The following is a 12,125-nucleotide window of genomic DNA, read 5'->3' as shown; positions in this document are numbered from 1 at the left end:
ATGAAACCAAAGAAAATCATTGCCGTACAATACAGTGTGCTGGCTATTTTATCTTTTGTTGTTTTTTTTCTGCCGTTTATCAAGTATGAACTTTCCATTCCGGCCTTGAATCAGACTCTGGATGTGATTTCTTTCAATGGCATCAGGCTCTTGGCTGCATTTTTTACTGATCCTGCAGAATATATGAAGATTGATGAGCTTTTGCCGCTCTTTACTGATCTGAAGAAATATTTTTGTATTTTGGCGGTGTTTGCACTTTGTGTGCCGATTCTTTTGCTGGTGGCATCGGGAATCCTGCATTTGCTTCATTTGCGGAAAGGGAAGATGCCATGGTGGCAGATTGCTTTCCCGTTACTGTCCATTATCAGTATGGGAGGCGGATGGTATGGTGTAAGCCGGGCAGTGCAGGGTGTGATAAATGACTTTGTGGAGGAAATATCCGGGCAGATTCTGGCAGAGATTGGCCGGGGACCATCTGCGGTTTATATGGACGTCTCATCTTTTTATGGGGATACAATCAATGATATTCTCCAAAACACTGTGGAAATAAGAATTTCCGGCAGTGTCGGCTACTATATATTGCTTGTTGTGATCTTAATTCTCCTGGCGGAAGATATTATTCTGTCGAAGTTATGGAAAGAAAAGACAGAAAAACGGATTATTCCGGTATCAGGAGGCGGAAAAGCTGATTTACCGGAGAACATAGTGCCGGATGCGGTCTACAAAGAAGAAGTCCTGAAATCAGGGAAAGAGAATACGGAAAAACCAGAAAGAATTATACAGACATGGAGCGACTCTACAGTTTTTGAAAAAGAACCGGGATGGGCGGCTCCCAATCGTCCGCGCAACGGGATGATGGATGATCCGACCCAGAGAACCGGACAAAGAAAAGGAAGACTGATTGGTCTTCGGGGTGAATATGCCGGAGCGGAAATCGTTATGATGAACGGAGAAAAAATAGTTTTAGGCCGCAGCCGGGAGAAATCTAATCTGATTCTCAGTAATCCAAAGGTCAGCCGGAAGCACTGTGAGATATATTACGATGCAGTGGAGGATAAATACGTGATAGTGAATTGTTCTCTGAATGGTACTTTCCTTTCCGGAGGGCAGCTGCTGGAGCAGGGAAAACGATATCATCTGCCCCACGGAACGATTTTCCGGGTAGACAAAGAAGATGAATTCAGACTTTTATGAGAAAAAATCATGTGCTCAGAAAAGATGCATAGATGCGGCACAGAATGTGAGAAGGAGAAAATCAGGAAGAACATATGGAAACAGAATATATGGATGTGGGACAGTATGTGCAAAGCAGGGTAAAGAATCCGGCTCTGCTGATTTTGAGTCCCTCGGAAGGGGTGAGGGAAGTTCCCCTGTATCAATATGAAAAAAGCCGTCTGTTTATCGGCAGAAATCCGGAGAAAGCAGATATCACCGTTCAGTCTCCTCTGGTTTCAGCCGTCCATGGCAAGATAAAAATAGAAAACGGAAAGGTGTATCTGGCTGACATCGGCAGCACCAACGGAACCTGCGTAATGTACCATGGCGGTTTTGTCAGGATAAAGGTCAACAAATATTTCGGTCCGCTGAAAGAAGGCGCGATGTTTCTGATGGGCGGGGACGGAAGAAAAACAGAAAAAAATAAAGAGGCGGTTCTTCTTATATTTGTAGATAAGCAGAACGACCAGAAATATAAAAAGTTTCCTGTTTTTCAGGAACAGTATATCATCGGGCGAAGCAAAGATTGTGATATTGTGTTGAATCATCCGGCGGTATCCAAACGGCACGCCCGTGTATACAGAGAAGGAGGGGGCTGTTTTGTAGAGGATTTAAACAGCGTCAACGGTGTTTTTGTCAATGGGATTCCGGTAAATGGAGTCAGTGAGATTCGGGAAAAAGATGTGATACAGATTGCGGGAAATATGATCATCTATTCCTGTGATACGCTCATATGTCAGACGGAGACTGACGGTATCCAGCTTACCATGCGGGATCTGGTCAAAAAGGTCAATCACGGAAAGAAACAGATTCTTTCTCATGTGAGTTGTAGTATTGAGAAAAATGAATTTGTGGCGATTGTGGGAGGATCAGGAGCAGGTAAATCCACCCTGCTGAAAACTTTGGGCGGTTATGATAAAGAGTATGAAGGAGATGTATATTATAACGGCATCTCCCTGAAAAGAAACTATAATGTGCTGAAAAATATTATCGGCTATGTGCCCCAGGAGGATATTGTCTTTGAAAATCTGTCTTTAAAAAAGATGCTTTATTACACAGCAAAGATGAAAATGCCTGACGGGACGTCACGGAAAGAAATATCTGACCGCATTGGGGAAGTCCTTCATCTGGTGGAACTGACAGAACATCAGAATACGATGATTCGGGATTTAAGCGGCGGTCAGAAGAAAAGGGCCAGTATCGCTGTGGAGCTGTTGGCGGATCCGGGCATGTTTTTCCTGGATGAACCGACGTCGGGACTGGATCCGGGTACAGAACAGAAATTGATGCGGGTATTAAACCGGCTCTCAAAGACCCAGGGCAAGACGATTGTCATGGTCACCCATACGACTCAGAGTCTGGATCTCTGTGACAAAATCATTTTCATGGGAAAAAACGGAACGCTGGCTTTCATGGGAACGCCGGAGGAAGCGAAGATGTTCTTTGGGACAGACAGTCTTATAGAAATATATAATATTCTGGAAGAAGATACGGATTCCTGGGCGGAGCAGTTTAAAAGGTTTAATGAGCCGGCGCCGCTGCCGGAAGAGCAGGAGGAAGGTATCCGAAAAACGAAGAGAAAATCGTTTTTCCGTCAGCTCTCTGTGCTGACAAAGAGATATGGAGAATTGATAAGAAATGATGTGCCAAGGTTGATGCTCCTTTTGCTTCAACCGGTGCTTATCGCTATCCTTATCAGATTGGTATCTGACGATGATGTATTTGAGGTGTTTGAGCCGACAAAGCAGATTTTGTTTACGTTCAGCTGTTCCGGTATCTGGATTGGCATATTTAATACCATTCAGGAAATATGTAAGGAGAGGGCGATTCTAAAGAGAGAATATATGTCCAACCTGCGTCTTTCTGCTTATGTATTGTCAAAGTATGTGATGCAGTTTTTAGTTTCATTTTTGCAGACGGTTATTTTTGTGGGACTTTTTCTACTCCTGATGGGAAATGTACCGTCAGAAGGCGTGGTGCTTCCGGGAGCTGTGGAGATATTTATCACCATGTGGCTGACCATCTACGCTTCTTCGGCCATGGGACTGCTCGTCTCTTCGGTGATGAAAAACGGAGACCGTGCCATGGCGGTGAGCCCGTTTTTACTGATTATCCAGCTTCTGTTTTCAGGAATTTTGTTCAGCCTTGACGGAGCTTCCCAGATAATTTCTTACTTTACGGTGAGCCGCTGGTCGGTGGAAAGTCTTGGTAATGTAGTGAATCTGAATAATCTTAAACATGTGTATCAACAGATTCATTTCAATGCGGACCCGCTGTTTGAATATGGATGGGATCATCTGGCCCGGACATGGTTGATAATGGCTGCCTTTGTGGTTGTGCTGGGAATTTGCAGCGTGATCAGTCTGCGCAGCGTATCGAAGGACCGGTAAGAAGATAAGCAGGAGGTTATGGTTATGATTACATTTGCACAAATATCCGAAGTGGGCGAAAGACAGATTAATGAAGATAGTGTGGGGTTTGTCAACATCGGACCGGAAACCGGGCTTTTTATTCTGGCGGATGGTCTGGGAGGACACGGAAGAGGAGAAGATGCGTCAGCGCTTATCAAAGAAGTGTCAGAGGAAGTTTTCCGCAGCGGCTATCGGGAAAAGGACTGTCTGATGCGCTGTTTTGAAATCAGTCAGGAGAGGCTGATGGAGAAACAGCAGACGGAAAATGCCAAAGAAGATTTAAAGAGCACTCTTGTGCTGTTGTCCGTCTGCGGCGGGGTAATCCGGTGGGGGCATGTTGGAGATTCCCGCTTGTACTATTTTGAGAATAACCGCATGGCAGAAAGGACTCTGGACCACAGCGTACCGCAGATGCTGGTCAATGCCGGTGAGATCAGAGAGAAAGAAATCCGGCATCATCCGGACAGAAACCGGCTGCTCCGCGTCATGGGCATGGAATGGGACAGTCCTCAGTATCAGCTTTCATCGAAGATTCCGGTGGGAGAAAGGCAGTCTTTTTTACTCTGCTCCGATGGATTCTGGGAGAATATCACGGAGAATCAGATGGAAGCGTGTTTAAAGAAAGCTTCGGATGTGAGGGATTGGCTGCGCCGGATGGAGCGTATTGTTTCTGCCAACGGAAAAGGAACGAACATGGATAACTACTCTGCGGTGGCAGTCTGGATTCGGAAATAAGGGGAGAATATGAGCAAAATTATCAAATGTGAAAACGGACATTTTTATGATGCGGATAAGTTTGCGTCCTGTCCCCATTGTAAAGTGGCCGGGCAGGAAGAGAAGAAAGCCAAAAATAGTTCCAAAGTTGAAGATCTGGACACCATGGTCACTGTTGCTAAATATCTTTTTGGCGGGAGTAAACGTTTCCGAAAGACTCCGGATGTATCCGGAAATATAGCAAAACCGCCCAAAGAGCATCTGGAAAAAGAAATTACACCGGAAATGCGGCAGGTACAGAAGATGGCCAGAAGACAGCAATCAAAGGATGATGATCAACTTACTGTGCGGTATCAGCTGCCGGAAAGCGGTCTGGAGCCGGTGGTGGGCTGGCTGGTGTGCGTCATTGGCAAAAACCGTGGAAAAGATTACCGGTTGAAGGCCGGATTTAACAGAATAGGAAGAAATCCGTCCATGGATGTGGTTCTGGAGGGAGATTTGAGTGTATCAAGGGACAACCACTGTTCCATCGTTTATGATAAAAAATCCAATCAGACCTTTGTGACGCCGGGAAACGGGACGCTCACTTACTTTAAAGGGGAAATGGTGCGGGAGGCAAAACAGCTGTGCTCCGGAGACGAGATAGACATAGGAGAAAACAAGTTTGTATTCATAGGTTTTTGTGAAGGAGAACGCACATGGGAAGAAAAATAAAGAAATGGGCAAAAATCCTATTGTTTTGTTTGATGATGATTCTTCCGGAGACAGGATACGGCAGAGAAAATACAGCGACTGTCACGCAGACGGATGCATATCTGCCGGAATTTACAGCGTATCTCCGAATGGAGGGAACAGAGACGCCGGATGCCTCTTCTGTGGCAGGTAAAATTGACGGGACAGATACCACCTTATCTGTAAAAAAAGTGCAGAAGATGTCTGAGTGCGGACAGGGGATCCGCTACTATGTGCTGCTTGATATCTCCACTTCCATTTCTGATGAACAGTTCAGAGCGATGAAAGAAGCAGTCATTGGTCTGTCGGAGAATCTTCGGGAACAGGACAGCATGGAGGTCATTACCTTTGGGCAAAAAGTAAAGGCGATTCTCCAGGGAGGAGAAAGCAGCAATGTTGTCCAGGAGAAAATCAATGGATTAACCCAGGAAAAGAAAACACATTTGTACGAAGGGATCAGTTACCTGGCCTCTCAGGCGCAGGAAGACAGAGAGCAGGAAGTTTCTGAGAATCGGAGCGCTGAGATGAGGATGCGGCATGTGGGAATTATTCTCACAGACTGGCAGGAAATCAAGAATGTGGGCGGTAGCACTTCGGAAGAAGAATCTCTGCTGGCGCTGCAGGAAGAAGGAATCCCATTGTATGGCTATTGCCCGGATACGGTGAAGGATACAGTGCAGGACGATATGGGAGTGTTCCTGCGCAAAACCGGAGGCGAGTTCCGGATATTAAATGAGAAAGAAAGCGGACAGATATTGCTGCCGCTTTCAGAGAAACTCCTGGATGAGACGGTGGTGTTTTTTCAATCTTCTTCCAACAAAATGTATGATGAGAGCAAAGTGCTGGAAGTAACGGTTGGGGAACAGACTGTCAAAAAAGAAAATGTATATCTGTCGAAGGCGGTCGAAGATACGGACAGCCCGGAGATTCTGGAAGTGGAGCAAAAGGGAGAGAATGCCAGAACACTGGTGATTCATTTCAGTGAGGATGTGCGGAATGCGGATAATAAAGGAAATTATTCAATTCTGCGGGAAGGCAGGCAGGTTTATACCGTTTCTGAGGCGGCCTATACGGTGGACAACGGAGAATATCAGGCGACTCTGATCTTAAATGACAATCTTGTCAAAGGAAAATATGAGATCAGTACAATAAATATCACGGATAACACCAATGAGGAGAATTCGCTGTCTGATGTCTGGACGGGCAATCTGGAGGGGCAGGGGCTGCTGATGGCTATTTACGGGAAACTGGGCAGATTCTGGGCAGTTATTCTGGCGGCAGTGGTGCTTGTGATTATCGGAGTGATTTATTTTATTATCAAAAGACATAATGGCATCATGGTTATGGAAAATAAGATGGTGCTGGGCTCCAATCTCGAACAGAAGCAGCATGTGAAAAATGATGAATCTTCCACAAAGGATATTCTTTTGTTGATAAGCGGTATTGCGTCAGAAAGCCGTCAGATGCAGGCAAGAATCAATGGTAGCGCCATTGTGGGACGTTCCAGCATCTGTGATATTTATTTTGACGATCTGAGCATGTCCAAACAACATTTCGCCCTGGAAGTGGAGAAGGGAAATGTATATGTGACAGACCTGGAGTCCAAAAACGGCACCTTTATCAATGGCAAAAAGATTTCCGGACGCACGCCGGTGCAGAATGGCGGCGTCATTGAGGCAGGGAGTGTCGCTATGACAATAAGGTGGTGAAAAGTATGACCATGGATTATGAATATTGTCCCAATTGCTTTGCCAAAATACATGGGGAAACCGTATGTCCGTACTGTGGTTGTGATGAATTCGAAAGGCATAATCTGCTTTCTCTTCCCGTGAATGCACTACTCCGGGGCAGATATATGACGGGAGTCATTCTTGGAAGCGGAGGTTTTGGTATCACCTATAAGGCGATGGATAGAAAACGGAGAAAACTATGTGCCGTTAAAGAATATGTGCCTCTGGGCTATTCAGTCCGAAGTAATGACGGTATTACCCTTACATCCACCAACCGGGAAAAAGAAGAAATTTATGAATACGGAAAAAATAAGTTTATGGCGGAAGCCAATCTGCTCCGGAATTTGGACCACATTCCTTCGGTAGTAAATATTTTTGACAGTTTTCTGGAAAACGGAACCGCCTATTTTGTTATGGAATATATTGACGGTATCACACTGGGACGTCTGCGGGCACAGTCGGAAAACGGCCGTTTGCCTTTTGAAACCGCGTACGGGATTATTCATCAGATTGCGTTTTGCCTCCATGAGGTGCATACGAAAGCCAATATATTTCATCGGGATATCAGTCCGGAAAATATCATGATCAGTAAAGATGATCATGTAAAGCTTATTGATTTTGGCACTGCAAAATACATTCACGGACAGAAAAGTCAGAATTTGTCCGTTATTCTGAAACCGGGATATGCGCCTCCGGAACAATACTCCAGCGCAGGAAAACAGGGAGAATATACGGATGTATATGCACTGGCCGCTACTTTTTATTTTGTTCTCACCGGCAAAAAAGTGCCCGCCGCGCCGGATCGTCTGGGCGGCAATGCGGTCATTGAACCGCTGGAAAATATTCTGGGTACGGAATATGAGGAATTATCCGTGGTTTTGGAGAGGGCGCTGGCCATTAAGGTAAACGAAAGGACACAGACCATGAAAGATTTCATGGCTGATATAGAGCGGTGCCGGGAACATCTGAGAACGACGCCAATAGATCCGGACGATCCGTCTGTCCCTCCGGAGAAAACGGGAAACACTTTGGAACAGAAGATTCGCCCGTATCTGGACGGTTTGGCCGGTTCCATGAAGGGCTACCGGTATTTTGTTCCGGTGAATACTATGATAAGTATAGGGAGATTGCCTTCCAACAGTATTGTCATATCGTCCCGGGTGGTGGGAAGAAAACATTTGGAAATTTTTTATGATACTTATAATCAAATGTTTTATATGATGGATAATCATTCGGTAAACGGAACTTATGTTGATGGAAAGCGGTGTATGCCGTCGGCAATCATTCCGGTACAGCCGGGAAGCATAGTGTCTGTGGCTAACGCCTGTGTATTTCAGTTAGGAGTAATATATGAATAATTATTTGGAAGACAACAGGGAAAACGCTGCGACGGAGATTACACAGCAGCTGACAGAAGAAGAGAGCACCCAGCTATTGCGGGGGCTGGAGTATCCGAATGGGCTGGAATATATGGTATCCGGAAGTTTAAGCACTGTGGTGGGAACGAGGAAAAATCAGCAGGATTCCTGTTATGTCTCGGTGGAACCGGATGGCAGCGCATTGGGAATCGTCTGTGATGGTATGGGCGGTCTGGAAGGCGGGGAAATGGCCAGCCGGACAGCGCTTCAGACCTTTGTGGAGGATTTTGAAGCGGTTCGCTACGGACAGAAAGATTATTATAATTTCTTCTGCGAAGAGGTTATCAAAATTGATGAGATTGTTGCCGGATTGACCAACGCGCAGGGGGAGACCATGTCAGCGGGAACGACTCTGGTCGCGGTGTCTGTTGTGGATGGATATATGCAGTTTATCTCGGTAGGCGACAGTAAAATCTATGTTCTGCGAAACGGCCAGTTAAGGACCATGAACAGAGAACATAATTATTATCTGATACTGGATGAGCAGTACAGAAGGGGAGAAATCACTCAGGGCGATTACTTACGGGAAGGAGCCAGAGGAGAAGCGTTGATCAGTTACCTGGGTATGGGAAATATCAGTATCATGGATGCAAATCCCATTCCTATACCACTGATAGATGGGGATATTATTATCCTGTGCAGCGATGGTCTCTACAAATCTCTCAGTGAAGAACAGATAGCGGCCATTATCCGAAAAAATCCCATTAATCTGGAGAAAACTCTGCAGGAGCTGCAGGAGGAAGCCAGAGTATCTTCTCCGACAGCGCAGGATAACACGTCCATCGTCCTGTTATCCTATAGAAGAAAATAAATAGCAAAAATCAAGACGGATATGCCGGTATAAAAACCGGGAAAGATATCTGAAAAGTTAAGAGACCAAAAGGAGGACTTTTATTATGAATCTGACAAGATGTAACAACGGACATTTTTACGACAAAGATAAGTTTGATCACTGCCCGCATTGCGCCAGCGCCGGGATGGGCGGAGGAGAATCCGGATCCACCGTCCCGTTGACCGGTATGGGAGAGGGAACTATGGCGGAATGCGGCGGCGGTGACGTCACTGCGCCGTTGGGTGGAAAAAATGATTTTTATATGCCGCAGGGCGGCGGCAGGTCCGACGCCACAGAGCCGGTGTTTGCCGATCCTGTGGGAGGACATCGAAATGGAGATATTCACGGAAGATTTCCGGAAGATTATACCAGCGATACGGCGGAGACGCAGCCGCTGACCGGTGCGCAGGAAGGCATGGGACAGGTAAATTATGGCGGTCGAGGCGCAGGAGGCGGACAGAGTTATCAGTCAACGAGCCCGGTCAATATTGAGAGGAGACCGATTGATCCACAGGTAACGACCGTGGGACTGGACATGGATGAGAAAACTGTGGGATTCTTTCATCTGAATAATCCAAAGATTGCTGTGGAACCGGTGGTGGGCTGGCTGGTCTGCGTCCGGGGAAAAGACTTCGGCAGGAGCTTTAATTTAAAAAGCGGCAGGAATTTCATTGGCCGGGATTCTTCCATGGACGTATCTATCCCGGGTGATAAGAGTATCTCAAGGCAGTGTCATGCAGTGATTCTTTACGACCCGAAGAGCAAAATGTTTCTTGTGCAGCCGGGAACATCCAGAGAATTGTTCTACCTCAATGACAAGGTGGTGCTGGGCGTAGAAGAAATCGCGCCGTATCAGATTCTGACCATTGGGAATACAGATCTGATGTTTGTGCCGTGCTGCTGTGAACAGTTCAACTGGGAAGACCAGATCGAGAAGAACAAGAAAGAGGAAGAAGAGAAATAACAGAGAAATAATATAAAGAAATAACTTAGAGAAAAGGGGAAAAAAGTTGGGGACAGAGTATGTTCACGTGTTACAGCCAGGCAGACGGCTGAAAGACCGGTACGTCATTCAGGGCCTGATTGGTGAAGGCGGATTTGGAATTACATATTTAGGATACGATGAGCTGCTGGCGATGTCAGTGGCCATCAAGGAATACTATCCGCAGAATTTTGTCACCAGAAATACGGCCTATGATGCGACGCTGACGGTACTTCATACAAAATATACAGATTTTTTTCAGCGGGGAAAATCTGACTTTCTCAAAGAAGCGCGTATGCTGGCAAAGTTTCAGGATGAAGAAGGAATTGTCCGGGTCATGGATTTCTTTGAGATGAATAATACGGCATATATCGTCATGGAATATCTGGATGGTATCACTTTGAAAGATTATCTGAAACAAAATGGAACTTTTCTTACAGAAGATATTCTGGGATTATTGCGCCCGGTCATGGACGCTCTGGCAGTCATTCATGCCAACGGCCTGATTCACCGGGATATCAGTCCGGACAACATTATGCTCCTCCAGAATAACAGGGTGAAGCTGATGGATTTCGGAGCGGCGAGAGACTATACTGCTTTTGGAGAAAAAAGCATGTCCATTCTCCTCAAATATGGGTATGCGCCGGAGGAACAATACAGGAGCCATGGTATGCAGGGACCGTGGACAGATATCTATGCTCTGTGCGCCACCATCTATAAATGTATCACCGGCGTTACCCCGGTGGAAGCTATACAGCGTCTGGTGGGCGATACATTAAAAAAACCGTCGGAGCTTGGCGCTGATATTGATCCTCAGACGGAATATGCTCTGATGAAAGGACTGAGTGTGTTCCAGAAAGACCGTTATCAGAAGGTGAGTGATTTACAGAGGAATCTGTACAGAAATTGCGGAAACGGAAATTCCGGCAAAGATGATTTCGGTGGAGGAAACGATAAAACTATAGTGACAATACCAGCACATTCCAATACGGGCGCCGGGAATTCCAATCCGCCGAAAGAGCAAAAAAATACTGGTGTAATCGCTATACTGGCAGCATCAGGATGTCTTCTGGTGGCAGCCATGCTGGTTTTGGTTGTGACACTTGTGGGCAGCAATAACACTACGGCCGACAATATGCGTACACAAACCAATGAGGTACAAATGGACTCTGATGCAGGGCAGGACATTTCTGAACATGAGAATTTATCGGTGAGTGATACAACGTCAGAGAATCCACCGGTCACAACAGAAGAAGAGTCATCGGTCACAACGGAGGAAACGCCACCGGCCACAACGAAGGGAAAGTCGGCGGTTACAGCTTCCACCACGGAAGCGGAACCGGCGACAGAGCCGGAAGATGATCCTGCCTGGGATGAAAGTCAGGGCATATATAACTCCATGCCGTATCTGGATAATGCGCAGATGGATATTGCTTCCTGTCTTAATACTGCCGCTTATGCGGAAGCAGTGAGTGGGGACGGCAGTTATAGCTTTCGTTATCCTAAATATACATTTAATACATCTTATGCCAATGATGTATATAATGAGTACTCGTTTTCCTTTGTGGACAGTAGCGGGAATACGCAGATGGAGCTGGAGTTTTCCAAAGATTCCTATCTGGAATATACCGATCCCATCCGTAATGCCGAGCTGGACTACGAGATCTATTCTGATCGCATGGACGAAGTAAACTATAATCTGATATCTGATAAGGTGGATGAGAATGGTTTTGTTCGCTCCATTATCGCCGGTTCCCGCAGCGATATTACTCCGATGAATGCCGAATATATTCTGGTAGCCAATAACGGAGAGCAGGAATATATTATGGAATTCCGTTTTTACGACCCGGATATCAATAATGACTATGATGATATCAATTATCTGATGGATTGTATTTACCGCTACTGTTCTTTCAGCGGCTCCAGTTATAAACCGAGGGGATATAAGAAATTCCTGAAAGACGACATGGGTCAGAAGAAAGCTGGCGTATCGGGAAATTTATATGCTTATGCGGCGCCAGATGGCACGGGAAGAAAAAAAGAGGAACATATGGATTCCGCCCTTGACGGAAGAAAATTGACGGGGTGATA

9 protein-coding genes are annotated in these 12,125 nt (G+C 45.9%); all 9 read left to right on the top strand.

Features of this window, described 5'->3' with window-relative positions:
* Positions 1–1,194 carry an FHA domain-containing protein gene (locus tag B5F87_RS03700; protein ID WP_087276946.1) on the top strand — a complete coding sequence of 398 codons (1,194 nt, stop codon included), beginning with the start codon at positions 1–3 and terminating at the stop codon, positions 1,192–1,194.
* 74 nt (positions 1,195–1,268) lie between these two features.
* Entirely contained in the window at positions 1,269–3,605 is a 2,337-nt protein-coding gene (locus B5F87_RS03695; RefSeq protein WP_087276943.1) for an FHA domain-containing protein, read from the top strand.
* A 24-nt stretch (positions 3,606–3,629) separates the two neighbouring features.
* A complete protein-coding gene (locus tag B5F87_RS03690) occupies positions 3,630–4,361 on the top strand; it encodes a protein phosphatase 2C domain-containing protein (RefSeq protein WP_158096939.1) in 732 nt (243 codons plus the stop codon).
* Positions 4,362–4,370: 9 nt separating this feature from the next.
* Entirely contained in the window at positions 4,371–5,054 is a 684-nt protein-coding gene (locus tag B5F87_RS03685; RefSeq protein WP_087276937.1) for an FHA domain-containing protein, read from the top strand.
* Positions 5,039–6,781 (top strand): FHA domain-containing protein, encoded by a 1,743-nt coding sequence (locus B5F87_RS03680; RefSeq protein WP_087276934.1) that lies wholly within the window; start codon positions 5,039–5,041, stop codon positions 6,779–6,781. Before B5F87_RS03685 ends, B5F87_RS03680 begins: the two co-directional genes overlap by 16 nt.
* A gap of 5 nt (positions 6,782–6,786) precedes the next feature.
* The gene (locus tag B5F87_RS03675; protein ID WP_087276931.1) at positions 6,787–8,160 is read left to right on the top strand and encodes an FHA domain-containing serine/threonine-protein kinase; all 1,374 of its coding nucleotides are present in this window, start codon (positions 6,787–6,789) and stop codon (positions 8,158–8,160) included.
* Positions 8,153–9,031, top strand: a complete 879-nt coding sequence (locus tag B5F87_RS03670) for a protein phosphatase 2C domain-containing protein (RefSeq protein ID WP_087276928.1) — start codon at positions 8,153–8,155, stop codon at positions 9,029–9,031. The genes B5F87_RS03675 and B5F87_RS03670 overlap by 8 nt, the downstream gene beginning before the upstream one ends.
* 85 nt (positions 9,032–9,116) lie before the next feature.
* Positions 9,117–10,016, top strand: a complete 900-nt coding sequence (locus tag B5F87_RS03665; protein ID WP_087276925.1) for an FHA domain-containing protein — start codon at positions 9,117–9,119, stop codon at positions 10,014–10,016.
* Between the two features lie 46 nt (positions 10,017–10,062).
* Positions 10,063–12,123, top strand: a complete 2,061-nt coding sequence (locus B5F87_RS03660) for a serine/threonine-protein kinase (RefSeq protein ID WP_087276922.1) — start codon at positions 10,063–10,065, stop codon at positions 12,121–12,123.
* Positions 12,124–12,125: the final 2 nt, after the last annotated feature.

The organism is Eubacterium sp. An3 (assembly GCF_002159465.1).
GTDB classification, from domain to species: domain Bacteria; phylum Bacillota; class Clostridia; order Lachnospirales; family Lachnospiraceae; genus Anaerobutyricum; species Anaerobutyricum stercoris.
The sequence above is the reverse complement of the archived record's forward strand: the minus strand, read 5'-3'. Positions and strand labels throughout refer to the sequence as shown.

Coding starts and splice junctions, on each gene's coding strand:
- B5F87_RS03700 (WP_087276946.1), top strand. CDS start 1: ATGAAACCAAAGAAAATCATTGCCGTACAATACAGTGTGCTGGCTATT.
- B5F87_RS03695 (WP_087276943.1), top strand. CDS start 1,269: ATGGAAACAGAATATATGGATGTGGGACAGTATGTGCAAAGCAGGGTA.
- B5F87_RS03690 (WP_158096939.1), top strand. CDS start 3,630: ATGATTACATTTGCACAAATATCCGAAGTGGGCGAAAGACAGATTAAT.
- B5F87_RS03685 (WP_087276937.1), top strand. CDS start 4,371: ATGAGCAAAATTATCAAATGTGAAAACGGACATTTTTATGATGCGGAT.
- B5F87_RS03680 (WP_087276934.1), top strand. CDS start 5,039: ATGGGAAGAAAAATAAAGAAATGGGCAAAAATCCTATTGTTTTGTTTG.
- B5F87_RS03675 (WP_087276931.1), top strand. CDS start 6,787: ATGACCATGGATTATGAATATTGTCCCAATTGCTTTGCCAAAATACAT.
- B5F87_RS03670 (WP_087276928.1), top strand. CDS start 8,153: ATGAATAATTATTTGGAAGACAACAGGGAAAACGCTGCGACGGAGATT.
- B5F87_RS03665 (WP_087276925.1), top strand. CDS start 9,117: ATGAATCTGACAAGATGTAACAACGGACATTTTTACGACAAAGATAAG.